At 69.6% G+C, this 26509-nt stretch carries 22 protein-coding genes and 1 CRISPR repeat array; of the genes, 8 read left to right on the top strand and 14 right to left on the bottom strand.

All coding sequences use genetic code 11. The annotated features are described in order from the left end of the window. Nucleotides 1-5: 5 nt before the first annotated feature. Entirely contained in the window at nucleotides 6-560 is a 555-nt protein-coding gene (locus K8625_RS42040) for a DUF2378 family protein (protein ID WP_223785883.1), read from the bottom strand. A 133-nt stretch (nucleotides 561-693) separates the two neighbouring features. On the opposite strand from K8625_RS42040, the gene K8625_RS42035 reads away from it, so the two are divergent. Together K8625_RS42035 and K8625_RS42030 are read left to right on the top strand one after the other, a co-directional pair. Continuing rightward, nucleotides 694-1908, top strand: coding sequence for a phosphatidylserine/phosphatidylglycerophosphate/cardiolipin synthase family protein (locus K8625_RS42035; RefSeq protein ID WP_223785882.1), 1215 nt, complete (start codon nucleotides 694-696; stop codon nucleotides 1906-1908). A 92-nt stretch (nucleotides 1909-2000) separates the two neighbouring features. Continuing rightward, nucleotides 2001-2654 carry an SDR family oxidoreductase gene (locus K8625_RS42030; protein WP_223785881.1) on the top strand — a complete coding sequence of 218 codons (654 nt, stop codon included), beginning with the start codon at nucleotides 2001-2003 and terminating at the stop codon, nucleotides 2652-2654. Nucleotides 2655-2835: 181 nt separating this feature from the next. Here the strand turns inward: K8625_RS42030 and K8625_RS42025 are convergent, their stop codons facing one another. Further along, nucleotides 2836-3174 (bottom strand): hypothetical protein, encoded by a 339-nt coding sequence (locus K8625_RS42025; protein ID WP_223785880.1) that lies wholly within the window; start codon nucleotides 3172-3174, stop codon nucleotides 2836-2838. 3 nt (nucleotides 3175-3177) lie between these two features. Continuing rightward, nucleotides 3178-7923 carry a YdeI/OmpD-associated family protein gene (locus K8625_RS42020; RefSeq protein ID WP_223785879.1) on the bottom strand — a complete coding sequence of 1582 codons (4746 nt, stop codon included), beginning with the start codon at nucleotides 7921-7923 and terminating at the stop codon, nucleotides 3178-3180. Nucleotides 7924-8730: 807 nt separating this feature from the next. Between K8625_RS42020 and K8625_RS42015 the strand changes: the two genes are divergently transcribed. Then, entirely contained in the window at nucleotides 8731-9693 is a 963-nt protein-coding gene (locus tag K8625_RS42015) for a hypothetical protein (RefSeq protein ID WP_223785878.1), read from the top strand. Between the two features lie 125 nt (nucleotides 9694-9818). Further along, on the top strand, nucleotides 9819-11468 hold the full coding sequence (locus tag K8625_RS42010; protein WP_141329133.1) for a phosphatidylserine/phosphatidylglycerophosphate/cardiolipin synthase family protein: 1650 nt from the start codon (nucleotides 9819-9821) through the stop codon (nucleotides 11466-11468). A gap of 22 nt (nucleotides 11469-11490) precedes the next feature. Here the strand turns inward: K8625_RS42010 and K8625_RS44350 are convergent, their stop codons facing one another. The 7 genes from K8625_RS44350 to K8625_RS41975 form a co-directional block, all read right to left on the bottom strand. Further along, nucleotides 11491-12288 carry a sigma-70 family RNA polymerase sigma factor gene (locus K8625_RS44350; RefSeq protein WP_223750860.1) on the bottom strand — a complete coding sequence of 266 codons (798 nt, stop codon included), beginning with the start codon at nucleotides 12286-12288 and terminating at the stop codon, nucleotides 11491-11493. A 169-nt stretch (nucleotides 12289-12457) separates the two neighbouring features. Beyond that, a complete protein-coding gene (locus tag K8625_RS42000; protein ID WP_141329137.1) occupies nucleotides 12458-12913 on the bottom strand; it encodes a DsrE family protein in 456 nt (151 codons plus the stop codon). Nucleotides 12914-12936: 23 nt separating this feature from the next. Continuing rightward, nucleotides 12937-13977: a YeiH family protein gene (locus tag K8625_RS41995; RefSeq protein ID WP_223750859.1), complete on the bottom strand. Its 1041-nt coding sequence runs from the start codon at nucleotides 13975-13977 to the stop codon at nucleotides 12937-12939. 41 nt (nucleotides 13978-14018) lie between these two features. Next, nucleotides 14019-15602, bottom strand: a complete 1584-nt coding sequence (locus K8625_RS41990; protein WP_223785877.1) for a bifunctional UDP-sugar hydrolase/5'-nucleotidase — start codon at nucleotides 15600-15602, stop codon at nucleotides 14019-14021. 328 nt (nucleotides 15603-15930) lie between these two features. Next, nucleotides 15931-16287, bottom strand: coding sequence for a rhodanese-like domain-containing protein (locus K8625_RS41985; RefSeq protein WP_223785876.1), 357 nt, complete (start codon nucleotides 16285-16287; stop codon nucleotides 15931-15933). A gap of 134 nt (nucleotides 16288-16421) precedes the next feature. Next, nucleotides 16422-17183 carry an anti-sigma factor gene (locus K8625_RS41980; RefSeq protein WP_141329144.1) on the bottom strand — a complete coding sequence of 254 codons (762 nt, stop codon included), beginning with the start codon at nucleotides 17181-17183 and terminating at the stop codon, nucleotides 16422-16424. Further along, complete coding sequence (locus K8625_RS41975) at nucleotides 17170-17691, bottom strand: RNA polymerase sigma factor (protein WP_223785875.1); 522 nt, start codon at nucleotides 17689-17691, stop codon at nucleotides 17170-17172. Before K8625_RS41975 ends, K8625_RS41980 begins: the two co-directional genes overlap by 14 nt. A 735-nt stretch (nucleotides 17692-18426) precedes the next feature. On the opposite strand from K8625_RS41975, the gene K8625_RS41970 reads away from it, so the two are divergent. Then, on the top strand, nucleotides 18427-19941 hold the full coding sequence (locus tag K8625_RS41970; protein WP_223750854.1) for an ABC transporter substrate-binding protein: 1515 nt from the start codon (nucleotides 18427-18429) through the stop codon (nucleotides 19939-19941). A 69-nt stretch (nucleotides 19942-20010) separates the two neighbouring features. Here K8625_RS41970 and K8625_RS41965 read toward each other — a convergent pair whose 3' ends face one another. Next, a complete protein-coding gene (locus tag K8625_RS41965) occupies nucleotides 20011-20481 on the bottom strand; it encodes a DUF6691 family protein (RefSeq protein ID WP_223750853.1) in 471 nt (156 codons plus the stop codon). A 12-nt stretch (nucleotides 20482-20493) separates the two neighbouring features. Further along, nucleotides 20494-20919 (bottom strand): YeeE/YedE family protein, encoded by a 426-nt coding sequence (locus tag K8625_RS41960; RefSeq protein ID WP_141329151.1) that lies wholly within the window; start codon nucleotides 20917-20919, stop codon nucleotides 20494-20496. 95 nt (nucleotides 20920-21014) lie between these two features. Between K8625_RS41960 and K8625_RS41955 the strand changes: the two genes are divergently transcribed. The 3 genes from K8625_RS41955 to K8625_RS41945 are packed head-to-tail and all read left to right on the top strand — an operon-like array spanning nucleotide 21015 to nucleotide 22912. Next, nucleotides 21015-21716, top strand: coding sequence for an MBL fold metallo-hydrolase (locus K8625_RS41955; protein ID WP_223750852.1), 702 nt, complete (start codon nucleotides 21015-21017; stop codon nucleotides 21714-21716). Between the two features lie 25 nt (nucleotides 21717-21741). Continuing rightward, nucleotides 21742-22059 (top strand): rhodanese-like domain-containing protein, encoded by a 318-nt coding sequence (locus tag K8625_RS41950; RefSeq protein WP_141329155.1) that lies wholly within the window; start codon nucleotides 21742-21744, stop codon nucleotides 22057-22059. 22 nt (nucleotides 22060-22081) lie between these two features. Continuing rightward, nucleotides 22082-22912, top strand: coding sequence for a sulfite exporter TauE/SafE family protein (locus tag K8625_RS41945; protein WP_223785874.1), 831 nt, complete (start codon nucleotides 22082-22084; stop codon nucleotides 22910-22912). A 54-nt stretch (nucleotides 22913-22966) separates the two neighbouring features. Here K8625_RS41945 and K8625_RS41940 read toward each other — a convergent pair whose 3' ends face one another. Together K8625_RS41940 and K8625_RS41935 are read right to left on the bottom strand one after the other, a co-directional pair. After that, complete coding sequence (locus K8625_RS41940) at nucleotides 22967-23491, bottom strand: hypothetical protein (RefSeq protein WP_223785873.1); 525 nt, start codon at nucleotides 23489-23491, stop codon at nucleotides 22967-22969. Between the two features lie 227 nt (nucleotides 23492-23718). Continuing rightward, nucleotides 23719-24483 carry an SGNH/GDSL hydrolase family protein gene (locus tag K8625_RS41935; protein ID WP_223785872.1) on the bottom strand — a complete coding sequence of 255 codons (765 nt, stop codon included), beginning with the start codon at nucleotides 24481-24483 and terminating at the stop codon, nucleotides 23719-23721. A gap of 253 nt (nucleotides 24484-24736) precedes the next feature. Further along, nucleotides 24737-26058: a CRISPR direct-repeat array (repeat unit 31 nt; unit sequence GTGCTCAACGCCTTCCGGCATCACGGCGAGC). Between the last annotated feature and the right edge of the window lie 451 nt (nucleotides 26059-26509).

The raw sequence follows: 26509 nt of genomic DNA, 5'->3' as shown, positions 1-26509 counted from the left end.
GACGCTCAGCTCCAGGCGATGTCGTACACCGCTTCCTCGCCCTGCCGACGGACCACCTGCACGGAGGGGTGGCGAGCGCCGCTGGCCTCCAGGCCCGCCAGGAACAGGCCCACGTAGAAGCCCGCCACCACCACGGGGCGGCAGGTGAGCGCGTAGTGCGCGGGCCCTCGGGGCTCCAGCGTGGCCTCCAGGTAGTTGGTGCCCGTGCGCAGGTTGCGCGTCATGCGCGCGAGCATGCGTTCAGGGCCCAACAGGCGCACGGTGGTGAGCAGCGCGCCGCCGATGAGCGTCCCGCTGAAGCCCTCCACGAAGCGGCGGCCCACGACGGCGGCGCCCTCCTCCAGTGGGAGCTGGGGGGCGAGCGTGTCGGCGGCGACCTTCAGCGCGCCCAGCCACACCTCCAGGGGATAGGCGGGGGCGAGCTTCCCCTGGGTGTCGACGCCCACCTGCTTGAGCCGTCCGACGCAGCGCTCGTCGAGCTGGTCTCCCAGCGCGCGGATGAGTCCTTCGAAGCTCTGGGGGAAGACGAGCGGCTCGCGGGTGTCCAAGGCGGTCGGCATGCTAGCCAGCCGACAGCGCGCGCCGCATCCGACAGGTTGCCGAGGTCCTGGGTGGGTCGAGACATCCTCTGGTGAACATTTGTCTCGTCCCCGGGGGTGAAGCGGGGGCCGCCAGTGCCTAGCTGGGAGGGGCATGCGGTGGTGGATGGCGTGGCTGGTGGTGGCGGCGGTGGCCGTGACGGGGTGTCCCGTCGCGTGCACGAAGGAGCGGCCGCGGGTGTTCCAGCTCAAGGGCGAGGTGGGCTCGCGCGGGCCGGACTTCGCGGTGGCGCTCTACCAGACGGTGGGCGTGCGCATGGCGCCGGGCAACCACCTGACGTGGACGAACAACGGGGACGTGTTCGACGTCATGGTGGAGGAGGTTCGCCGGGCGAAGGTCTCCATGAACCTGGTGATGTTCATCTGGCGGCCGGGGCGGGCCTCGGACCGGATGGTGGAGGCGATGGCCGAGCGCGCCCGCGCGGGCGTGGCGTGTCGGGTGATGGTGGACCCGTTCGGCAGCGCGGGGTTCGAGGCGGAGGTGAAGCCGAGGCTGGAGGCGGCGGGGTGTCGGGCGCACCTGTTCCGCCCGCTGCCCGCGGACGAGAACCTGGCGCGCAACCACCGCAAGGTGCTGGTGGTCGACGGGCGGGTGGGCGTCACCGGGGGACTGGCCATCCAGGACGAGTGGCTGGGCAACGGCCTGAGTGAGCGCGAGTACCGCGACACGAACGCGCGCGTGACGGGCCCGGTGGTGGAGCAGATGCAGCAGGCGTTCGCGGAGAACTGGCAGGAGACGACGGGGGAGCTGTTGCCGCCGGAGGACTTCCCCACGCTCTCCCTGCCGGTGCCGGGGCTGGATGGCGCGGGTGAGGGCTGGGCGGCGTTCGTGGGGAGCACGGCGAACCCGGAGGTGACGCGGGCGGAGCGGCTGACGCAGCTGCTGGTGCGCGCGGCGACGAAGCGGCTGTGGATTGCGCAGTCGTACTTCACGCCGAACGGGCCGCTGTCGGAGCTGCTCCAGGAGCGGGCGCGCGCGGGCGTGGACGTGCGGGTGCTGGCGCCGGGGGACATCAACGACCAGAAGTTCGTCACGGTGGCGCAGCGGGCGACGTACGACGCGCTGTTGAAGGCGGGGGTGCGCGTCTGGGAGTACCAGCCGTCGATGATGCACGCGAAGACGATGCTGGTGGATGACCGGTTGGTGTTGGTGGGGTCCATCAACTACGACCCGCTGTCGTTCAACATCCTGGAGGAGGGCTCGCTGGTGTTGGAGGACCTGGACGCGGCGAGGCAGATGGAGGCGTTCTTCCTGGAGGACCTGTCGCGCGCGCGGGAGGTGGGGGACACGGGGCAGGTGTCTCGCTGAGCACGGTGGAGCGCCGTGGGGCTGGGCAGGAGGGGGCCGGTGTGCTGAAAGAGCGGGCCTCTTCCCCTCTTGTCTGTCGGAGTCCGCGCGCCATGACCGAGCCCTCCCGTCTTCTGTTCGTCGCTGGAGCCACGGGGGCCACGGGGCGCAACGTGGTGAAGCAGGCGCTGGAGCGGGACGTGCCGTTGATCGCGCACGTGCGTCCGAAGAGCGCCCAGACGGAGCCGGCGAAGAGCTGGCCGCGCAAGGCGCTGGTGGAGCTGGCGCGCGGGGACGAGCTGGCGGAGGCGATGAAGGGGAGCACGACGGTGCTCCAGCTCATCGGGACGATGCGCAAGCGCTTCGGGTCCGGGGACACGTACGAGACGAGCGACATCGGCACGACGCGGCACCTGGTGGAGGCGGCCCGGCGCGTGGGCGTGGACCACATCGTGTTGCTGAGCTCGGTGGGCGCGGGCCGGCCGGTGGGCGCGTATCTGAAGGCGAAGGCCGAGGCGGAGCGGCTGGTGCGCGAGAGTGGAATCCCGTGGACGGTGGTGCGTCCGCCCGCGTTCGAGGGCGAGTACCACCACCCGCCCGCCATCCTGCGCACGCTGGCGAAGCTGAAGCCGCTGCGCGGGCTGCGCCCGATTCACCTGGACCAGCTCGCCGCCGTGCTGCTGCGTGTAGCGGAGCGGCGAGCACCGCTGGGCGCGGTGCTCGAGGGTGACAGCCTTTGGAGCGAGGTGGCGGCGACCGGGCGGTGAGGCCCGGCCGCGCCACTTCACGCCCTGCTCGAGGCGACGTGCCTTCATTCTGCGCGGTCGCTTCGCCGAGATATGCCCCTCGACGAACGAAGGCCCGAGCGGAGGAAGTCCGCCCGGGCCTCGATGAGGAACGATGAGTCCAGCGGAGTGCCTCGGGTGGAACCGGGCACTCCGGTGAAGCTCACACCGCTTTCTCGTCCACGAACTCGCCCAGCAGCCGCAGGTTGAACTGCTTCTCCAGCGGCTGCAGCGCCTCGGCCGTCACGTCTCCGGGCGTGTAGGTCAGGTTCAACCAGATGACCGGCAGCTCGCCTCCGGACACCTTCAGGATGGCCTTCGGGTCGAGCAGCTCATCCTCCAGCTCCTCCACCTTGTGGAACGCCTTCGCCTTGAAGCGCAGGCTCTTGCGCTGTTGCAGCAGGGGGTCGAGCGCCTGCTTGAGCGCCACGAGCCGCTCGTAGTCGTCCTTCCTCGTGCCCGCGCGATAGGGCGTCACATACTCGCGACATGCCAGCGCCATGACTTAGCTGTCCTCTCCGTTGAGCACGCGGATGATCAACTCGCGTGTGCTCTCACCTTCCCGTGGATTCACGACCTTCAGCCGCCCTTCGCTGTCGAAGATCTTAATCGATTGCCCGGGCACGCGGGTGTCCTGAAGCGCGGGGGCGTCATCCCCGATAACGAGCGGCACGTTGAATTCCAGGTGGCTGATGTTCCCCGAGTCCGGCAGCCCGGAGCTCGGCAGCCTCAGCGTCGGACGGCCGTCATCACTCCCGATGGACGGGACCTGCTCCTCGAACCCAAGCTCCTCCCGCATCCAGGCGACCCGGAACTGCAGGTCCTTGTCGGGGTGCGCCTTGCTGACATCCTCCAGGACCTTCTGCAGGCCCTTGGCGAAGCCACCCCCCATGTAGGCATCGACGAAGGCGAAGCGCGTCTCGCCGTTGGCGATCTTCTGCTCCAGCTCCGCGCGGATCTTGTCGTAGGGCTGGGTCCCCTTGGCCTTCTGGATGGTCGTCGTCTTGTCCGCCAGCCCCGGGTCACCGTGCGTCAGCACGTCGCCGAGGAAGGCGCCGCCGCGCTCCACGACAATCATCGAGTCGGGGTTGAAGGCGTTCAGGTTGTCGCGGATGGCGGTGACCTGCGCCTGGTTGGCGGCCAGGTTCGAGTCCGAGACATACGTCTGGTAGATGCCCGCCTTGCCGTTCACCTCGCGGAAGTCCCGGAGGACCTCGGCGCGCTGCTCGGGCGTGCGGTCCGCGGGGTTCGCGTCCTGGCTCATCGGACCCGCGGCCTGGGAGAGCCGCTCACGCATCCGCGTCATCTCCGTGGTGAGCTGGTCGGGCGTGTAGCGCCGCGTGGACAGGCGCTCGAGCGCGACCTGCTGCTCACCCGGGGTCATCGAGGTGAAGAACTCGCGGAACTTCGGGTCCTGGGTGAACTGCTCACGCAGCTCCGGCGGATAGAGCCGGGGGGGCGTGTTCTCCAGGGCCGCGCGAATCCGCTCCTCGGGGGGCTTGGAGGTGTCGTCCTTCATGGCCACGTAGCCACGGCCCGAGGTCAACGAATCCACCTGCGCCGCGTGCTCGGTGAGCTGACGCTCGGCGCTGGCGATGCGCTGCTCCAGGTCCTTGAGCTGCGCGGCCGTCGCGGGCGTGGACTTCCCCGTCGCGCCGTTGACCGCCTGATTGAGCTGCGCCTGCGTGGCCTCCAGGCTCTTGAGGATGCCGTTGAGCTTCTGCACCTCCAGCCGCGACTCGAAGCCCTGCGTGCCGTACCCCGGCATGCCGGTGATGGCCTGCTTCACCTTGTCGACGAGCTGGCGCACCTTGCCGAGAGTGCCCTCGTAGCGCTGGAGGACGCGCGCGGTCTCCATGTGCGCCTGGATGTCCTCCTTCGTCGCGTCCGGGCCCGCCTCGATGTGCACCTTGCCGTTGTCGTAGCGGACCTGCGTCGTGCGCCCGTTGAGCTCGGGGTTGCGCACCACGGGCACGGGCGGACGGCCCGTGTTGTCCGTGCCCACCTCGGGCTGCGTGGGGCGCGTGTTCTCCGGGCCGTTCGTGCGCGGCACCGGGATGAGCTGGCCCGTCGCGGGATTCACGCGGAACTCGGTGGGCCGGTTCTCCACGCGGTTCTGCGGAGGACGGCCCGCCTGCTCCGGGTTCGTGGTCGTGCCCGGACGCGTGTCCGTCGTCGTCCCCGGGCGCGAGTCCGTCCCCGTCGTGGTCCCCGGCTTGGAGTCCGTGCCCGTCGTCGAGCCCGGCTTGTTCGAGCCGTTGGTGCCGTCACTGCCGTTGCTCCCGTTGGAGCCGTTCGACCCATCGGAGCCGTTGGTGCCATTGCGCCGACGACCGCCCAGGCTCACCGTGGTGCCGCCGTTGCCGCTGCCGCCCTCGGCCGTGACGTCGCGGTGGCGCGCGTTGACCTCGAAGTCCACGACACCCAGCTTCGCGCCCACCCCCAGCTCGCGGTCCTTGAACGAGCCCGTGGTGAACTGCGCGTCGACCTTCACACCCTCGAACGCGTTGTCGAAGTTGCCGTTGACCAGGTTCTTGGTGATGGTCTGCACCTCCTCGCCGCTCAGGCCGCTGACCTCGGCGGTGAAGAAGCGGCCCTCGGGGCCCGCGTCCACCGAGCCCTCGATGGAGAGGCTCGTCTCCGCCGGCCCCGCGAACGCCGCCGTCGCCGGGCTCGCGATGAACGCCAGCATGTCCTTGGCGTCCACCTTGCTCGCATCCAGCGGAATCGACGTCTCCATGCTCACGGAGCCCGTCACTTCGCCGCCGATGTTGATGCCCGCCTTGCCCTTCAGGCCGCCCGCGATGCTCGCCGCGCCGGAGCCCTCGATTTCAATCGAGCGCACCAGGTTCGTCGGCTTGCCCTTGTCGAACTCCACCCGGTAGCTCGTCGTCGCGCCGATGCTCGCCGACAGCTCCGCGCTCGCGGGACCGAACTTGCCGCCCAGGCCCGCCTCCGCCTCGGCGCCGATGTTCACTTCCATCGCCGACAGGTGGTCCAGCATGAACTTGTGGTCTTCACCACCCGACGCGAGCGCCGCAGGTCCCTTGCCCAGGATGACCGCCGCCTTCGCCGCTTCCTCCGGCGTGTCGAACTTCATCTCCACGCGGCCACCCGCGGACACCGACGCCGAGCCCACCAGGCCCACGCCGACATCCCCCGTCACCTCCGCGGACAGCTGGTACTTCCCATCGGCGGTCTTCTCGACCTCGACCTCGCCGTCGATGCCGGCCTTGAGGCCGACCTTCACGTCGAGGTTGCCACTCAGCGTGATGGTATCGCCCGGGCTGTTGAGCTTCTTGATTTCGTCCGCCACCGCGCCCTCGATGGGGGCGGTGATCTGGTCGATGGCCATGTCGATGGGCTTGAGGACGACGTCCTTCGCGAAGCCCAGCGCATCCTTGGCGAAGTCTCCGGCCATCCCGGCCAGGTCCCCGAGTCCCTCGGTGACGAAGTCCTTCGCGTCCTCGTACCAGGGGAGCTGACGCTCCTTGTCCAGCTCCTTCGGCTCCTGGTCCTTCTTCACCTGGCCATTCGCATCAACATCGAAGCCGACGTGGTCGTACTTCCAGCGGTTGTCTCCCGCCTCCTGGAGGCTCTTCACCTCCGTCGGCTGGTGCTTCATCTGCAACTGCCCGTTCGCGTCCACCGTGCCCGAGGACTGCGAGACGGTCTGTGTGCGATTGGCGTGGCCCTCGTCGAAGCGCGAGCCGTCCGGGTCATACCCCGTCACGGTGGTCTTGCTGGTGACGTTGCCCGGCGTCTTCTGCGACACGGCCGGCAGCGAGTCCGTCAGCACCGCGTCCTTCGGGCCGCGCGTCACCTCCTGCTGATTGCGCACCACCTGCACGCCATTGCCGTTCTTGTCGGAGGACAGCGGCTGCGTGGCCACCGACTCGGTCTTCTGCGTGGAGACCGCCGGCTCGCCCTTGGCGTTGTACTTCGTCTCCTCCGTCACCGTGAGGCTCGACTCCCCCGGCTTCAGCGACGTCGGCGCGTTGTTCGTCTTGTGGTGGTCCTCACCCTTCGACGCGTCGTTCAGCGCCTTGTTCTGCGCCGCCTCGAAGCCGTTCACCGCGTCGGCGTTGAAGCCCGGAGTCTTGATCTCCGTCTTCTTCACCTGCCTGGTCGGGATGCCCCACTCGTTGTAGTCCGTCTGCGTCGTCTGCGTCGCGGGGCCCTTCGGCGTCCCGGGACGGTTCGCCAGCGACGCCGGCGGCTTCTCCATCCGAATTTCTTCCGTGCGGCTCTGAATCTTCGGCGGCGACTTCGACACGTCGTACTTCGTCGTCGACGACGTGGTGGTGGCACCGGTCTCCGGGTGTTGCTGCGTCTGGCTCTTCTTCGACTCCAGCCCCGTCGTCTTCCCCTGCGCGTCCGACGTCTTCGTCCACGTCGTCTCGCCGGTGGCCCCTTCCTTCCCCTTCTCCTTCGCCGTCACCGTGGACGTGTAGCTGCCGTCCTTCTTCACCGTGACGGTGTTCCCGCTCTTCGCGTCCGACAGCGTCGTGTCGCCCGTCAGCGCGTTCTTCTTCACGTCGTACGTCGCGCCTGACGACGGGTCCTTGTACTTCTCCCCGTCCTTCAGCTTCGTCGCGTCCTGCAAATCCTTCGCGTCCAGCGCGTCCAGCGCCTCCGGCGGCTTCTCTCCCTCCACCGGCTTCACCGAGTTCTCCGGCGGTGGCGCCGTCGTCCCCAGCAGCTTCTCCAGCTCCGCCTTGCGCGCCGTCCCGTCGAACGCCGACACCAGCTCGTTCTTCTTCGGCTTGACGCTCTCGATGTCCTTCTGGCTGTACGGCTGCGGCTTCTTCTCCTTCACCGCCTCCGTGTTCGCCTTCCCCATCGCCTCCTCGGCCTTCTTCGCCGACAAGGCCACCTGCTCCTCCGCCGCCTGCAGCTTCTTCGCCGCCGCGGCCGCCTTCTCATCCGCCGCCTTCTTCGCCTTCTCGGCCGCGGCCGCGTCCGCCTGCGTCTTCTTCGCGTCCTCCGGCTTCTGGCCCGGCTTCTCCGCTGCCTTCTTCGCCGCCTCCGCCGTCTTCTTCGCCTCCGCCTGCTGCTTGCGCGCGGCCTCCGCCGCCTTGCGTGCCGCCTCCGCCGCCTTGCGTGCCGCCTCCGCCGCCTTGCGTGCCGCTTCTGCTGCCCTACGGGCTTCTTCCGCCGCTCTGCGCGCCGCCTCTGCCGCCCTGCGTTGTGCCTCGGCCGCCGCGGCCGCGCTCGAAGACCCTGCTCCACCCGTAGGTGCCAGACTCATGGCGCTCCCCTTTTCCTTCTGAATCGACACCTCATTATCGGAAGGAGGGAAAAAACGTTCCCTCCCCGGATGCGAGGCGTTCCGATCATTGCCGGGTGATGACTATCAGGCTTCAGCGCCAGACGTCCCACACGCCTGCCCCTCGGTCTGACAGCCTCCCATCAAGGACTTACAGCGACATGCCACGGCGACCGGCAGTGCGCGCCTCCAGCCCGCAAGGGATTGATTGAGGCCCCGCATATGTAGACACCGTCGAAAGACAGCCTCATCGGAACCGTTGGGGCCCCTCCATGACCATTGCCAACAAGGCCAGAACGAGCGGACGAGCGTGAAGTCCTGAACGAATGAACGGCCGCTCAGCGCATCGACGCCCTCTCACGGTGCGGTCAGCCACGGCGTCCCATCGAAGCCCAGCCCACGGGGCCACGCCGATGACCCGTCACCCGGCCCTTCGCGGGGAGGTCCGCCGTCGCCCCACGACGCGGAGGCGCGGCGGTCGAGCCGAGCCCGAAGCGGGTCGTCACGCCCACGGCACCGAGCCCTCGACGCCGTCGCGCCCCGTACACGTGGCGAATGACACAAGGCATCTGCCAGGCGTGGCATGAAAGGGATTGTCGCGTGGAGGGCCGCGCCAGGAGCCTCGTCGATGCGAGCACCGCGTCCACGCAAGCCGGCCCGACACGAGCACGGACGCCCCAAGGGCCACCGGTGAACACTGGCAGGGGTAACTCAGTGGCGGATAACGCCGCCGTGTGGGTGGGGACGCGGTAGCCTGGAGCCGTTCTCATTCCTCTGTCGAGACACGCCATGCTCCGCTTCCTCGCCTCCGCCCTCCTCGTCCTGTCCCTCACCGCCTGCTCGGACGACCCCGACCCCACGCCCACGCCGGACGCCGGCTCGGGCGCGGGAACACCCGATGGCTCGGACTCCGGAACCGACGCGGGGACGGACGCGGGCTCGGGTGACGCAGGCCCCACGCCCCAGCCGGACGCGGGCCCGGGGACCTCTGGAGGTTCGGGAAAGCTGCCCTGTGAGCGCACCAGCTCGGTGACGAGCAACAACCAGACGTATCCGTACTGCGTCGCGCAGGTGGCGGGCGCGGAGCTGAAGATCATCGAGCCTCGGGTGGGCATCGTCCCCGCGCCGATGCGTCTGGCCGTCTACCTGCACGGCGATGGGGCCCGGGCGCACACGGGGGACACCGCGCCGCGCCTCCAGGCGCCGTGGGCCTACGACAACGACACGCTCTATGTCTCCGTGCTGGCGCCGAACAAGTGCGCGTGGTGGACCAAGCCCTCGGTGACCAACTGCGCCGTGGAGGGGACGGAGGCCGACCGCGACCTCGCGGGTGACAACGCTGCCACGTTGGTGGAGGTGCTCGATGCCCTGCGCAAGGGCTGGAACATCATCAACGAGCCCATCCTCTTCGGCGGCTCCTCGGGTGGCTCGGTGTTCCTCACCGCGAGCTTCCTGCCCAGGTACGGCGACCGCTACCGGGGCGTGTACGCGCTGGGCTGCGGCGGCGAGGCGCCCTGGGGCGGCAAGCTGGACTGGGACAGCACGCGCCCCGAGCTGCGCGGCTCCACGCGACTGGTCTACGCCTACGGTGACAAGGACGAGCACCTCACCGACATCCAGGCCAGCCTCACCGCGTTCCGCGGCTACGCCTTCCCGCTGGAGGAGAAGGTCGTGGCCGGTGCGACCCACTGCGCCTTCGACCACATCGGCGGCGTGAAGGACATCTGGGCGGCGGAGCTCGAGGGGAAGTAGCCCGGCGTCACGCGGGAACGCACCTGCGTCAGGCTTGAACGCGAGAGCCCCCGGAGGCGTGTCGCGTCACGACGCGCCCCCGGCCCCCGCGCGTGGCCCCCGGGTTGCACCGGCACGCCCCCACGATGCGCGTCGACACCAGCTGCGACACCGCGAACTTCATCCTCGACGGTGACAAGTTCTTCCTCGAGCTGCACCGGCACATCCGCCGCGCGGAGCTGGACGGCAAGGGCGCCACCATCCGCCTGGCATACTGGAAGGCGGACCCGTCACTCACGCTGCCCGCGGTGGACGGAGCGCCGCAGCGCACGCTCGCGCAGGCGCTCTCCTCGGCCGCGAAGGCGGGGGTGAAGGTCCAGGTCATCCTGTGGAACGGCTGGAAGTCCGAGTGCTTCGTGCCGCATCACCACTTCTGGCGCGAGGACTGGACCGCGTGGCTGGACAAGTGGAAGCACCTGCTCACGGAGTGGAAGTTCCCCGACGGGAGCCTGGAGTTCAAATACCACTCGTACGCGGGCACCACGCTGCACCCCTTCACCAGCCTCCACATCAAGATTGCCCTGTTCAAGACCTCCGGCAGCGAGGACCTGCTCCTGGGCGGGATGAACCTGGGCGAGGACTACAAGTCCGCCACGACGCATGACGCGGCCAATCACTGGCACGACGCGGCCGTGCACCTGAAGGGAGACATCCACCGCGTCGTGGGGCACTACTGGTCGGAGCTGTGGGCGGGCAAGACGCCACCCGCCGCGCCCCTCACTCCGGACAGGAGCGGCGGCGACAAGGCCGTGACGTTCGTGACGACGGACATCCAGGGCAAGAAGGCCGAGCGGGACATCCGCAAGGAGCTGGTGGGCCACATCCAGAAGGCGAAGGAGTTCGTCTACATGGAGAACCAGGCCCTGACGGACCCGGGCATCATCGACGCGCTGGTCGCCGCCGCGGCGCGCGGGGTGCGCATCATCCTGATGGTCCCACACCCGAAGGAGACGGTGCTCGGGGACTACAGCGGGTACGCGTACGTGATGAACTTCGCCTTCCGCGCCATCGCGATGGCGGGGATGACCAGCTTCACCTCGAAGAGCGCCGGCAAGGTGAAGGCCAGCGACCTCAAGGACTGCAGCCTGCGCTACGAGGGGTGGATTCTCAGCGGCCGCTCGCTGCTGCTGCCGCCGTCACCCCAGGTCCAGAAACTGGGCTGCCTGGAGAACGACACGTACATCACGGATTTGGAGAAGCGGCTGCATTCGGGGGACGACTCGCTGATGCAGTCGTGGAAGCACCCCAACCTGCCGTTCCGTCCGGCGTCGCAGTTCATGAACCGGGGCGTCCACTGGAAGCTGAAGACGGCCTGGCTGGGGACGTGGGAGTACCTGGAGAACATCACGGCCATCGAGTCGGAGTCGTTCAGCATGTACTCACCGCTGCTCAACGGCGCGAAGGGGAAGTCGCCGTATGTGCACTCGAAGGTGGCCATCGTCGACGACAAGCTGGCCTTCATCGGGAGCAGCAACTGGACCTACCGCAGCATGCAGTTCGACGCCGAGGTGAGCGCCGTCATCCAGGACGGAGCGTTCGTGAAGGCGATGCGGGAGGAAATCTTCGAGCACTGGGGCATGCCCAAGAACGTCAGCCAGTGGCGCGCGGCGGCGGAGCAGAACGTGGGCAAGACGGACGGCAAGGTGAACATCGTCCCGCTCACGCTGGCGGACCTGCAGGTCAGCTACACCAGCCTCACCGCGTGGGGCTCGTGGGCGGCGGGGAACATGATTTGAGCGGTGGGCGCGGCCCGGCGGCTCACGCCGGCACCGCGCGGGCCAGCGCCTGCCGTACCGCGGCGCGCACCGGGGCGGGGACGGCGTCTCCGGGGATGCGCCGACACAACGAGACGGTGCGCTTCAGCGCGTCGCAGGCCTCGTTGCAGCGAGGACAGCGTGACAGGTGGTCCTCCAGGCGGATGCAGGCGGCCTGGTCCAGCTCCTCCGTCAGCTCCCGCGCCAGCTCCGGACACCCCGCTTGCTGCCCCGGGCCCTCCTGGCCCAGGAGGGTGGCCAGGTGCTCGCGCAGCTGCATCCGCGCGCGATGCAGCCGGCTCTTGAGGGCGCGCACCTCGATGCCCACCACGTCGGCGGCCTCCTCGGCCGTCAGCCCCTCCACGTCCCGGAGGATGAGCACCTCGCGCTGCGCCTCCGGCAGCGCGAGGATGGCCGCCTGCAACACCTCCCCCAGCTGCCGGACCTGGGACACCTGGTCCGGAGTCGCCCCGTCCGCGGCCACCCTGGAGGCCTCGGGCGCGTCGAGCGGCTGGAAGTCCTCGGGCGCGCCCACACGACGACGGCGCAGGCGGTGGCAGTGCGTGCGCGCCACCTGGAACAGCCACGTGGACAGCGCCGCGTCGCCGCGAAACGCGTGGAGGCCACGGAAGGCCGACAGCAGCGTCTCCTGGAGGACCTCCTTGGCGTCCTCCTCCGAGCCGCACATGCGCAGCCCGAAGCGATACACCTGCTTCTCGTGCCGGGTGAGGACCTCGTCCAGGGCCTCGCCATCTCCCGAGCGCGCGGCCTCCATCAACTGTTCGTCGGTTCGCGTCGACATCCGCCTCCCACCTCCTCCTCGAAAGAACGTCGGAGCCCCTGCGCGCCTTCCTGGAGGGCCCTCCCCTGCCAGCCTCGGCGAGCAGCGCCCGGCAACCGAGGCCACGGGCCCGAGCGCCCGCCCGCGAGCTCGGGCGGCCCCCCGGGCGCGCCAGCTCGCCCCGGCCTCGCTAGTAACGGATGAGCTGATACCCCTCGGCGACCAGGCGCGCCAGCTCCGCCACCCCATTGTCCACCACCTCCGCCTGGGGCTGGAGCTTCTTCGGGTCGATGCCGAACTTCTGGAGCGCGGTGCCGCACGCCACCAGTCGCACGCCCGCGGCCTTCGCGGCCTGGGCCGCCTGCCGGACCTCCTCCGGCACCGCCTTCACCGTCGGGTCCAGCGCCACCACCGCGCGGCCGTAGGTGAGCCACACCACGTCCGAGAGGTGCCCCGACTCCTTCGCGCTCCTGGCGTGGCGCAAGGCGCTGGAGAGCGTGCCGAGGTCCTCCAGGCCCGTGGTGGCCACGAAGACGAGCTTGCCCTGGGGCGCGGGCGTCCGCCGCGACTCGGAGGGCGTCGAGCCGGAGGCGGCCAGGGGGACGGTGACGAGCGAGGTGACGAGCAGCAACACGAGGCGATTCATCGGGACGGACTCCGGCGGGAGGACTACTGGATGGACAGCAGGTGGATGAGGCCCCAGGCGAACAGGGCCAGCGCGGCGAAGCCGACGAGCCCCGCGTAGACGACGCGCAGGCCCGCGCGGCGGACCATGCTCAGGTGGGTGCCCAGGCCCATGGCCGCCATGGCCAGGACCATGAGGAAGACGCTGGCGGTGGACAGCCACGCCCGGGCCCAGGCGGGCACCACCCCCACCGTGCCCAGCACGCCCACCGCGAGGAAGCCGATGACGAACCAGGGGATGGGCGGCTCCTTCAGCGAGTAGCGCACCTTCCCGCCGACCCCGGAGACGAGCCCCAGCACCACGAGCGCCGGCGCCAGCAGCACCACGCGGGTGAGCTTGACCAGCGTGCCCAGGTCCCCGGCGTCGGCGCCAAACGTGAAGGCCGCGGCCATCACCTGCGCCACCTCGTGCAGCGTGGCCCCGGAGAGGATGGCGAGCTGCGCGTCACTCAGCCCCAGGAGCGGCCCCACGAAGACGTAGAAGAGGACGCCCACGGTGCCCAGGACGCCGCACAGGCCCACCGCCAGCGTGGTGTCCTCCTCCTCCGCGCGCGTGACGGAGCTGGCGGCCACCACCGCGCTGGCGCCGCAGATGGACGTCCCCACCGCCAGCAGCGTCCCCAGCTTCTCCGGGACGCCGAAGCGCCGCGTCACCCACCGGATGCCGAGGATGCCGACGACGATGACGGCCACCGACAGCATCAGCACGCGCGGGCCCACCTTCGCCACCAGCCCGAAGTCGAGCCGCGCCCCCATCAGCACGATGCCCAGCCGCAGCACCGTGCGCGCCGCGTACCGCGTGCCCTCCCTCCACACGGGCGAGAGCCCCAGTGACGTCCGCAGCGAGATGCCCAGCAGCAGGGCCACCGTGAGCGGCCCCACCACCTTCAGGCCGGGCAGGAGCGCCAGCGCGTAGCTGACGCCCGCCAGCGCGGCGGCGAGCCCCAGGCCCGGCAGGCGTCGGCGCCACATCGCCTGGGGTTCGGTGACGACGGTCGAGGAGGGAGCGGCGACAGGTGCGGTCATCTCATGCCCGGGTTCGTGACGTCGTGGGTCCGGCGCGGGGCTCACCGCGAGACCTGCTGGGTGCGGAGCACGGCCGGAAGGTCCTCGCCCACCGCGCGGCCCTCCAGCGCGTCGCTCAGTCGAGGCGCGCCGGCGAGGAAGCGGCGCACCGCCTCGTGCGCGTCCAGGTCGAGCACGTGGGGCTCCAGCGCGCCGGGGATTCGACACAGCATGTCCGGCGCGTCGCCGTCGCGCTCGCAGGCCGTCACGGTGTACAGGCGCGAGTCCACCACCGGCGCCCCCGCGACCTCGAGCGCGAGGACACGCTGGCCCTTGGGTGCGGCGGCGCGGAAGCGCACCGTCATCCCCGAGGGGCGCGGCAGCCATCCACCGAAGCGATGCTCGGGGTCCTTCGCGAAGACGTTCTCCAGCTCCTGCTCCCAGAAGGCGCGCAGCTGGCGGCCGCTCACCTTGCCTGTCTTCAACTTGTTGGTGACGGGGAAGAGGTTCCACAGGTCCGCCTCGCGCACGGGCCCGGGCAACAGCGGCGTGCCGAAGCGGAAGCCGTTGGACAGGCCAATCTCGGTCCCGCCCGCGGCGCGGATGGCGTCCGCCAGCATGTTGTCCAGCGGGTTCTCCACCACCGCGTAGCGCGCGAGCGTCACGTCGGTGTGGCCCACCTGCGCCAGGAGCGCCTCGTCGTGCGTGGCGAGCGCGGCCTCCACCTGCCGCGCCATCTCGGGGTCCTCGGGGAAGCGCGACGCGGTCAGCTCGATGAGCTCCCAGCGGCGGTCCACCACCTTCCCCTCCTCGAGCCACAGGTCCAGCCGGCCGAGGAAGGAGCCGAACGCGCCGGGCTCCACCACCCACGTGCCCGCCTGCTCGATGGGGGCATAGGTGCGCTCGTGCGTGTCGCTGGACAGGTGGACATCCACGCCGGGCACCCGGGCCGCGAGCCCCACGGCCTTGGCGAGCCCCACGTGGGACAACAACAGCACCACCTGCGCGCCGTCGCGCTCGCGCGCCTCGCGCACCAGCGTGGGCAGCGCCTCCGGGCCGTCGTAGCGCAGCCCCTGGCTGTACCCCGGCGGCTGTCGACGCGGGACGTCCGGGTCCGTGAAGCCCACCACGGCGACCTTCAAACCCCCCACGTCCTTCACCAGCGAGGGAGCAAAGAGCCGCTCGCCGCTCGCCGCGTCGCGCACGTTCGCGGCGAAGAGCGGATGCTTCAGCTCACGGGCGCGCTGGCGAAGCACCTGGGGGCCGTACACCACCTCCCAGTTCCCCGGCACCGCGCCGTCCAGACCGAGCGCATTGAGCGGCGCGATGAGCGCGCGGCCCTCGGTGAGCGCCGCCGCGCCCGAGCCTTGAATCGTGTCACCGCCGTCGAGCACCAGCACGTCGCCACCCCGCTCGGCGCGGATGCGCTGGATGGCCGCGGACAGGCGCGCGAAGCCGCCCGCCAGCTCGATGCGCTCCTCGCCGTCGCGCCAGAACAGCTCCGGGTGCGCGCGCAGCTGCGCGTGCAGGTCCGCCACGTAGAGGATGGTGAGCTGTTGACGCTTCGAGGGCGGTGCGGCGGACTTCGGCGATGACGCGCAACCGGAGACCAGCGCGAGCAGTGCGAACAGGGGACGGAACTTCATCGAGCACCTGGTGAGGGATGGCGGGTGACGCCGGGGAGGACACGTCTCATGCGTCGCGGAGTTCCCGGGCCGAAAGTGCGTCCCTCGGGCTTCCGCCACGAGGCGTCCAGGCGCCCGGGGAACGGGACCGCCTCAACGGCGCGCGCCGACCGGGCGGACACACCGCAAGCGTCGCGACGCTCCCGACCAGGAGCGCTCCACCTCGAACCTCCACCTCGGAGGAGCGCCCAGGCTCGTGCGCGGACGGGACGCCATGCGGAGCACCTCGCTGCTTCGCGCCGCGACAGGCCCCGGGCCGAAGTGCCGTGACGCCTTCGCACCACGCGCCTCACCGCCACGCGGGCATGGGGCCCAGGTCGAGGACGTCCTGGAACCCCTGCTCCTTCAGCAGACGCTCGGCGCGGCCACTGCGTGCGCCACTGCGGCAGTAGACGACCACGGGGGTGGTCGGCGGTCCCAGCTCGCCGAGCCTCCGCGCCAGCTCCCCCACCGGGATGTTCACCGCGCCCGGCAGGTGACCGTCCGCGAACTCCTCGGGCGAGCGGACATCCACCAGCGTGGCCCCCGCCTCCACCCGGCGGCGCGCCTCCTCCGCCACGGCGGGGTCTCCCGCGCGCAGGTGTGAGCAGGCGGTGAGGACCAGCCCCACGAGCAGGGCGGCGGTGACGGCGAGGGCGACCTTCATGATGGCTCCATCCGACACCGGAGGCGGAGTGCCCCCGGGAGTGTGGGTTCAGCCCGGTCAGAGCCAGGACGGCGGCAAAAGGATTCAGCGCCCTGGCATGCGTCCTGATTCCCGGGGGGCGCGAAGGGCCCGGGTCAGGGGGCCAGGCGGGCCAGCGCGGCCAGGAGCACGTCGGGCTCGAGCTCGGAGACGGCGAGCGAGGCCCGCGCGTCCCCACCGGGCGCCACGCAGATGCGCTCGCCCACGGGCCCTCGGGTGCAGCGGGGGCCATCGCCCGCGAAGCGCGCCGCCTCCTTCGCCGCCTGCGAGCCCGGCAGGGGCAGGAAGAGCGTCATCGCCTTGCCCCCCTCATGTCGGTACAGCAGCGACGCGGAGAGCTTGCCGTGCAGTCTGCAGCGCCGCGCGCCCAGGAGCGTCGCCCCGGGCACCACCGGCACGTCCACGGGGTAGCCCACCTCCCGCTCCACCCACGCCTTCACCGCCGCGGGGTCCGAGGACTCGAACTCACAGGGCGTCACGCGCGAGAAGGCCTTGAGGTGATGCCGCTCCAGGTCCATCGCCAGCGCCTCGTTCATCCCGCCGGGCCAGGACGTCCACAAGAGCCCCACCGACGCGAGCGCCACGGCCACGCCCGCCGCCAGCCTTCGCGAGGGAGAGGCCCACCTCGGGCGCGGCGCCAGTCCGGTGACTCGTCCCGCCAGCGCCAACGGAACCGGGGCCTCCATGGCGCGCTCTGTCTGCAGGGTCCGCCGCAGCGAAGCGTAACGGGACGCCTCCCGAGCACAGCCCGCACATCGGGGCAGGTGCTGCTCCACCTCGCGTCGCTCGGATGCCGAGGCCTCGCCGTCGAACCACGCGGAGAGCCGCTCCTGCCAGCCGGGGCTACAGGCTTCCATGGGACTTCTCCTTCTCGAGGAAGTCGAACACCGCCAGTCGCGCCCGTGCCAACCGTGAGCGCACGGTGCCCACCGGGCACCCCTGGACCTGGGCAATCTCGTCGTAGCTCAGCTCCTCGACCTCGCGGAGCCACAGCGCGTCGCGCCACTCGGGCGCCAGAGCGTCGAGCGCCGCGCGCATCCCCTCGCTCAAGGCGTGCGCGTGCAGTTCCACTTCGAGGTCGGCGGAGGGCTCGGGAGGGAGCGGCTGACCTCGCCCACCCTCCAGCACCTCCAGGCGGGGCCACAGTCCACGCCGGGAGTTGAGGAACACGGTGCGTTGTACGGCGAGTAGCCAGGCCTTGAGGCTCGCGGGTTCCTTCAGTGCGCCTCGCTGCTCCAGGGCGCGCGCCAGCGTCTCCTGCACCAGGTCGTCGGCCTCCACCGCGCTGCCCGTCAGCCGTCGGCCCACGCGCCGCAGGGCGGGCAGGTGCTCCAGGGCTCGTTCGATGAAGGCGCGGGGGCTCACGACAGGGAAGACACGGCGACCCGGGTGGGAAGTTCCCACGATGGAACGGGACATCGCTCCCACGCCCGGCGTATCAGGGGCTCACGCACTGGAGTGCGAGTACCTCATGCCGGCGAGCGCCCCTGCCAGGAAGGAAGCAAGCGTGCGCGAGGAGGAGTTCCTCCACAGCCTGGAGAACCTCCACCCGCCCAGGCTCCGAAAGACAGACATCGCGCTCCCCGCCAACAGCAGCTGTGGAGACAAGGCGACCGCGCCGCAAGGGTGCGAGGCACCGACAGGCGCGTCGCGGCCCCACTCAAAGCCTGCAATTGCAAGGGCCTGGTCTCGCCGACGCCGCGGGGTGAGGCTGCGCCACCGCGACGGCCATGCACGACCAGGCCTGGATCCAGGACCTGGCAACGGCACGCCTCGATGCGAGCGGCAGCACACCACACGCGGCCGTGACGAGACCGGCCCCTCACGAGCAGGAACGGTGTCCCCCCGACGCGACGAGCATGGGGCCCCATGCCGCGTCCGCCCGGAGGTCTGGCGGACGAAAAGGACCCTACCAGCCCCCTCTGACAAAGCGCGGGGGCGAAGCGACTCCGGTATCACCGCGTGCATCGCGGTTCGATGCCGAAGTTTCATTCCCATACAAATACCCAGACACATCAATCAATGTCAGACCCGCGCGATATGAATCATCTCCAGCGGCGCCATTCCGGACGCCGTCTCAACGGGACATCATTCATCCACATGAAAAGCTCATTGTTTTCCCTGGGTCTCCTGGTCGGACTGACGGGGGCCGGCTGCGCGGGCCTCGAGGAAGGCGAGGCGATGGAGACCTCCGTGGCGGAGGACTCCGCCTCCCAGGTCATCCAGGGACTGAACACGCAGGTCACGGGGACGAGCCCGGTGACGTTCGTCACGTCGTCAGGCAATGTGACGAATTCCTACAACCAGTCCGCCACGACGGTGGTGGCCTACACGCGGGATTCAACGACGGGAGCGTTCACGGCGTACCCGGGCTCGGGCGCCGCGGACGGCAGCATCTCCGTGCCCAACGTCCCTTCCGGCCGCATCTACCTGAGGGTGGGCTCGCGCTTCCTGGTGAGCACGGGCCGCACGTTCGACCTGGGCTCCACGGAGTGGGGGCGCAATGGCCTCTTCCCCTGGCAGCCGACCCCCGTGACGGTGTCCGCGTCCGGCCTGTCTCCCTGGCAGACGGGGGACTACATGGACATGTACTCGTTGAACCCGGGGGCGTTCGGCTACCTCTACGGCAACGAGACGGGGTTCCCCCAGGCGGGCGCGACGTCGTTCTCCGCGCTGAGCTTCGACTACGCCAACATGACCAACCCCGTGTTGCTCAACCACCTCGCCTTCGGGGATGTGTTCTCGCTGGCGCAGATGCGGCTGCAGTCGAGCCCCATGGGCGTGCCCTACCGCTCGATGCACAAGGTGCTCGAAGCGAACCTGACCCATGCGGATGGCCAGTCGACCTCCGTCAGTGGGACCTTCACCCAGCCCGCCGCGACGGGCACGTTCTCGGTGGACTGGAGGCGCTCGGCGTTCGACGCCCTGCGCACCCAGGTGAACCCGAGCGCGGTGAGCACGTACAACGAAATCTGGATGTCCGCGCGGCCGGCCGCGGTGGGCCAGGCGCTCGCGTCCATCAGTGGGCCGCCGCTCCTGGTGAAGCTCAATCCTGACGCGCTGAAGACCGATATCGTCACGGGGAGCATGACCTACAACAACCCGTTGCCGGCGACGTGGCAGAAGGTGGCATTGGCGGCCGCGGGCTTCACGAAGACGTACGCGCTGGGGACGGCGACGCCCTTCACCATGAGCGTGGACATCCGCGTGGACCAGGAGGCGAGCGCGTTCTCCGCAGCGCCGGTGCAGCCCCTCATCGGGCCGGTGCAGGCGCCGCTCGTCAACACCCGTGGCGCGTTCCAGACCCTCACGGGCGTGGGCACGGACGCCTCGCTGCGCTGGTCGAAGCCGCTGATTGGCACGGCCACGAACTATGTGGTGAACATCTACCGGCTGGGCACGAGCAACGGCGCCACCACCGCGACTCGCGTGACGTCGCTGCACACCGACCTGCAGAGCGTGTACCTGCCGCCGGGCGTGCTCCAGTCGGGCCAGACGTACTTCGCTGAAATCCAGAGCTGGTACCAGCCCGGTTCCGACCTGGCGACGAGCCCGTTCAAGCGCGCGCTGCCGCGTGCCCGCGCCAGCGTGCTCACGGGGACGTTCAGCCCGTAGGCTGTGAAGTCGTGGGGAGGGAGGGATTTGGATTCCCTCCCTCCCCGTGGTTCGTGTCGAGCTCCCGCCTCAAGGCGAGGAGAGCGGCTCCACCGTCGTTGAGCCGGGGCTCCGCGCCCCCGCGCTCCCGCGCGCCCATGGCAGGCGCGCGAGGAGGAAGCCGCCGAACATCGCGGCCACGAAGACGAGCACCTGGGGCGCGCCGCTCGCCACCGAGGTGAGCGCGGGACCAGGGCAGTAACCGCCGAGCCCCCAGCCCACGCCGAAGAGGGCCGAGCCCGCCAGGAGCTTCGCGTCCGGCCTGCCCCGGAGGAGGTCGGGGAAGCGCGGGGCGAACAGCGGCCGCCCGCGCCGGAGGATGAGGGGACGCAGCGCCGCGTGCACCGCGATGGCGCCGCCCATGACGAAGGCGAGCCGGTAATCCCAGTCGCCCGCGATGTCGAGGAAGCCCTGGACGTTGGCCGGGTCCGTCATGCCGGCGAGCCCCAGTCCGAGGGCGAAGATGAGACCGCTGAGGAAGGCAGTGATGAGAAGACGCATCGGGAGTTTCCGTTAGAGGACGTGACGGACCACGAAGACGGTGAGGGCGCCGGTGGTCATGAAGGTGAGCGTGGCCCAGAAGGAGCGCTGCGAGCCTCGGCTGAGACCGCAGACGCCGTGACCGCTGGTGCAGCCGTTGCCCAGCCGCGAGCCGAGGCCCACGAGCAACCCGGCGCCCACCAGCACCAGCGTGCCGCGGGCGCTCGGGGAGGCGGACGCAGGGAAGGTCTCGGGACGCAGCCAGACGAGCAGCAGCCCGCCCGACAGCAGCCCCAGGAAGAACAGCACGCGCCAGGCGACGTCACCGCGCACGGGGGCCAGCAGCGAGCCCACCACGCCGCTGATACCGGCGACCCGGCCGTTGGCCCACAGGAGCAGGGATGCGCTCAACCCGATGAGCGCACCGCCGAGGAGAGGAAGCAGGAAGGAAGAAGCCATGTCACGTGAGAGCCCGTGCGCGCCGGAAAGGATTCGCGCGGGCGTGAAGAATCCTTTTGGAACGCGTCGGGCTCTCACCCTCAGGAGGCAACGACATGATTTTCCGACAACTCTTCGATGCGGAGTCCTCGACGTACACCTATCTCCTCGGCGACGAGGCCACGCGCCACGCCGTCCTCATCGACCCGGTGCTCGAGCAGGTCGAGCGCGACCTGAAGCTGGTGGCGGAGCTGGACCTGACGCTCACCCACGTGTTCGACACGCACGTCCACGCCGACCACGTCACCGCGTCGGGCGTGCTGCGCGAGCGCACGCAGGCCACGGTGGTGGGCGGCGTGGGGGGCGCCAGCTGCGCCAACATGCACGTCCGTCACGGGGACGAGGTGCGCGTGGGCGAGCTCGTCTTCCGGGTGCTCGCCACGCCGGGGCACACGGACGACAGCCTCAGCTACCTGCTCGGGGACCGCGTGTTCACGGGGGATGCGCTGCTCATCCGGGGCAACGGCCGCACGGACTTCCAGAACGGGAACGCGCGGCAGCTGTACGACAGCCTCACGCGCGTCCTCTTCACCCTGCCCGACTCGACGCTCGTGTATCCCGGCCATGACTACCAGGGGCGCACGGTGTCGAGCATCGCCGAGGAGAAGCGGCACAACCCCCGCGTGGCGGGCAAGAGCGAGGCGGAGTTCATCCACATCATGGAGAACCTGAACCTGCCCAAGCCGCGAAAGATAGACATCGCGGTCCCCGCCAACCGGGCCTGTGGCCACACGGCGCCCGCGCCCCAGGGGGCCTGACGCCCTCACGGGCGGGAGCCATGACATGACGACACCGATTCCCTATCGAGACATCACACCCGCGCAGCTCGACACGCTCGCCCCGGGCACGCGGCGCATCGACGTGCGCGAGCCGGACGAGTTCACGGGGCCGCTGGGGCATCTGCCCGGCGCCGAGCTCGTCCCGTTGGACACGCTCGAGCGCGTGGCGGTGACGTGGCCCCGCGAGGCGCCGTTGCTGCTCATCTGCCGCTCGGGCGGGCGCTCCGCCCGGGCGGCGGGGCTGCTGGCCCGGGCCGGCTTCCAGCACCTCTACAACCTGGCGGGCGGGATGCTCGCCGTGCGTGAGCCGCTCCCGGGCTGAGCGCGCGTCACGGAAGGACACCATGGAACTGCTCGGCTTCTCATTGGCGGCGTTGATGGGGCTGTCGCTCGGCCTGCTTGGCGGCGGCGGCTCCATCCTCACCGTCCCCATCCTCGTGTACGTCCTGGGCTTCGGCGCCAAGGAGTCCATCGCCATGGGCCTGGCGGTGGTGGGCGTCACGAGCCTGGTGGGCGCGGCGAGCCACTGGCGCAAGGGGAACGTCCGGTTCCGGGCGGCGCTCCTGTTCGCGCTGGTGGCCATGGCGGGGACCTATGGCGGGGCGAGGCTGTCGGCGCTCCTGTCCGGGGCGACGCAGCTACTGCTGTTCGCGGCGGTGATGCTGGTGTCCGCGTTCTTCATGTTCCGCAACGGCCGACGCGACGCCGCGAGCGCGCCCTCGCCCCACAAGGCGCCCGTGCCCGTCATGGTGCTGGCGGCCCTGGGGGTGGGCGGGCTCACGGGGCTGGTGGGCGTGGGGGGAGGGTTCCTCATCGTCCCGGCGCTGGTGCTGTTGGTGGGGCTGCCGATGAAGCAGGCGGTGGGGACCAGCCTGCTCGTCATCGCGCTCAACTCGCTGGTGGGCTTCGCGGGCTACCTCGGCCATGTCGAGGTGCCCTGGGGCGCGCTGGGTGTCTTCACGGCCATCGCCGTGGCCGGCATCCTGACCGGCACCTGGGCCTCCCACTTCGTGTCCCAGGCCACGCTGAAGACGGCCTTCTCCGGCCTGCTCGTGGTGATGGGCGTGTTCATCCTCGTGAAGAACCGCGAGGCCCTGATGAGCGTGGGCGAGGTGACGCCCACGTCCGTCGGCGCCGCGGTGACGGGCACGCCTCGGAGCTCGGGCGAGCACTAACGGCGCGGTCCGCGAGCGGCGTCATGGTGGGCGGCGAGGCGCGACGCAAGCCGCTCAGTTCCGCCCGTAGACGCGGCGTCGCTGGAAGCGGAAGAACCCCGCGGCCTCCTCGCGCGCGAGCGTCGGTGCCTCGTGGCCGAAGTACTGCTCGCGCAAGGAGTCCAGCTCGGCGTCCAGGGAGTCCGCCTGCCCGAGCCGTGAGAGCAGCGCCTCGCGCGCCTTCATGTACGCGTGCCCTTTCTCCCAGCGGGCATCCTTGTACACGTCCTCCGCGGCTTTGCGCGCAATCTGCTCCGCGGAGTAGCCCATGCGTCGCCGGATGTCCGCGAGGGCGGCCCGTCGTTCCTCGACCGGCATCCCGACGAGGTGGGCCTGCACGGGTTCGAGCCGGAGGAACAGCTCCGTCGCCTGAGAGCGCACCAGCTGGGCCTCCGTCTTTCGCGGGTCCACGCCGGCGATGGTGGACAGCCGTTCGAGGAACACTGCCTGTTGCGCCTCGAGTGGGAGCGTCGGGTCCACGTCGAGGAGCTCGCGTCGCTTCGCCTCCTCCTCCTGACTGAGGGCCTGCGCCGCCTGCATCCAGCGCGCGGATACCTCGGCGGTCGGGTCCTTCGGTGTCGGTCCGGAGTCCTGCCTGACGGTCCGCCGAGGCGCTTCCCCAGGGGACGACACCGGAGCAGGCACGGGCCGCGACACATCTTCCTGTGCGACCGGCGCGTCCCCACCTCGGACGAGGGAGAACGCGCCAGCCGACAGGAGGGTGCCGGCCGCGAGAAGGACGATGATGTTCCCGCGCCGACCGAGCATCAGAGCCGCGGCTCCAGCTTGGACCAGATGAGGTTGGCGATCTTGTTCGAGCCCGAGGTCGTCGGGTGGACGCCGTCGGCCTTGATGTCGGCGTTGGTGATGGCCGCGCGGGGGTCGACGAAGTCGCAGTCGACGACGGCGTTCGCGCACGCCGTGCCGAGAATCTGGTCTCCGTAGTCGACGGCCTGGTCGAGGTCGCTGGCGTTGAGGAGCCCGAACTTGGTGCGGTAGTAGCCGAGGTAGACGACGTCGGTGACGCCGCTGGTGGACATGTCGTTCAGCAGGTCCGCGACCTCGACGTAGATGTCGTCGATGTAGTCCTTGCAGCTCTGCGACAGGCGGCCGAACTCATACCACTGCGTCTTGCAGTTGTACGGGTCGGCGAGCGCGATGGTGGGGATGAGGATGTCGTTGCCGCCGCCATCCATCACCACGATGTGGCTGTTCGGATTGTCGGACTCGGCGAGGTCGAACTGGCCGCGGACGGAGGGGGTGATGACGCCACCTTCGATCTCCGCGCCGGAGGTCGTGTAGTTGCGGAACGTCCCACCCGCCTTGGCGTGGAGGGCGGTCTGAATCTCCCCCGAGAGCGCGAAGATGGAGTCGCCCAGGAACACGACGTTGTTGTTGTTCGCGTTGGTGATCCACGGGGCGCTCATGAGCTGACCGAGGCCGCAGCCGACGAGCAGCATGGGCGTCGTGATGACGAGGGCTTGTGCCCACCGGGGCAGACGCGCGCGACCAGAGACTTGGAACGCCTTCATAGGGTGCCTTCCCGCCAGCAGGGCTCGCCCGCCGACGTGCCGTTTGGGGATACGTCCGTGACTGCTCCGTCCTCCGGACTTTCCGGATGACGTCCGATTCGCGCACAGGATTGATTCGGAAGTCAAAGCTGAAAAATGCCAACAAGCCGCGAGAGCGGCCCTGTGGAAAATTTCCAGAACCGTTGGGTCGGACCTGTTCGCAGTGTGAAACATGTATCCGTGTGATAGGGCCGCGAGTGGAGCCACGGGTCCGTGGATCAACGCCTTCCGGTATCACGGCAAGCAACGGTCCGTTGTTCACGAGCGCCTGGTTGTCGCCTGTGAGGTGCTCAACGCCTTCCGGCATCACGGCGAGCAACGGCTTCGTAAGGAAAGCTTTTTCAAATTCTCGCTTGAGTGCTCAACGCCTTCCGGCATCACGGCGAGCAACGGTTCGGAGCGACGGTCGCCGCGAACACTCCCACTGGTGCTCAACGCCTTCCGGCATCACGGCGAGCAACGGTGGACCGCCGTCGAGCAGGCCGTCGCCAACCGCAAGTGCTCAACGCCTTCCGGCATCACGGCGAGCAACGGACGCGTACTTGGACCTCTGCGGCGCTCCGGAGGTGTGCTCAACGCCTTCCGGCATCACGGCGAGCAACGGAGGAAGACATCCCCGTGGTGGGTTTCACGTTGGAGTGGTGCTCAACGCCTTCCGGCTTCACGGCGAGCAACGGCGCGCCGGACGGGTCGAGTCCACGAATGCTATCGTGCTCAACGCCTTCCGGCATCACGGCGAGCAACGGGCAGGGGCAGAAGTACGTCAACCCTCAGCGCCTCCAGTGCTCAACGCCTTCCGGCATCACGGCGAGCAACGGCGAACTGAAGGAGTTGAAGGCCAACCGAAGCGGGTGCTCAACGCCTTCCGGCATCACGGCGAGCAACGGCTGCTGGTGCACGCCATCGGCGACGCCGGTGTCGAGGTGCTCAACGCCTTCCGGCATCACGGCGAGCAACGGGCGCTTCCGCGCGGAGCTCTTCGTGCAGGCGGCCTAGTGCTCAACGCTTTCCGGCATCACGGCGAGCAACGGTTCGCGTGTCGCCGTCCGCATCCCTTGGAGGCCAGAGTGCTCAACGCCTTCCGGCATCACGGCGAGCGGCGGCACTCTCTGGCGCATATGATGGATGAGGCAGAGTCGTGCTCAACGTCTTCCGGCATCACGGCGAGCGGCGGGAAGTTCACCTCGTTCCTCAGCTCGCGAAACGTGGCGTGCGCAATGCCTTCCGGCATCACGGCGAGCGATGGCGTCGTGGTGAAGAAGGGTGAGAGTGTCACGTTTGAGAATTGCTCAACGTCTTCCGGCATCACGGCGAACAACGGCCTCACACGCTGGTCTGGCACGACGTCCTTGACGGTTTCGCGTGCTCAACGCCTTCCGGCATCACGGCGAGCGGCGGCACCGCGTGGGACCTCATGAGCCCCCAGGAGTACGTGTGCTCAACGCCTTCCGGCATCACGGCGAGCGGCAGGCGTCCATCCGCTCAAGATCCTTCAGCCTGTTGCGGCGCTCAACGCCTTCCGGCATCACGACGTCGTTGCTGTCCGCGTTGGTGATGCGCGGGGCGCTCATGAGCGGACCGAGGCCACAGCCGACCAGCAGCATGGGCGTCGTGATGACGAGGGCTTGGCCCACCGGGGCAGACGCGCGCGACCAGAGACTTGGAACGCCTTCATATGGTTCCTTCCCGCCAGCAGGGCTCACCCGCCGACGTGCCGTTGAAGATACGTCCGTGATTGTTCCGCCCTCCGGACTTTCCGGACGACGTCCGTCCGATTCGTGCACAGGATTGATTCAGAAGTCAAAGCTGAAAATTACAAATAAGCCGCAAGGATGGCCCTGCAATAAAGCTCTAAACCAACGATCTCGATTCTCGCACGACGTCAGGAGGCGCGCCTGAGGTCGGCTCGCCGCAGGGATGGACAGGCAGAGCGCTGTGCATTCCGCGCGTCGAGGTAGGCATGTACCCGCACCATGAGCTGGGCCAT

Source organism: Myxococcus sp. AS-1-15 (assembly GCF_020037055.1).
Taxonomy (GTDB): domain Bacteria; phylum Myxococcota; class Myxococcia; order Myxococcales; family Myxococcaceae; genus Myxococcus; species Myxococcus fulvus.
This window is presented reverse-complemented; position numbering and strand designations above follow the sequence as displayed.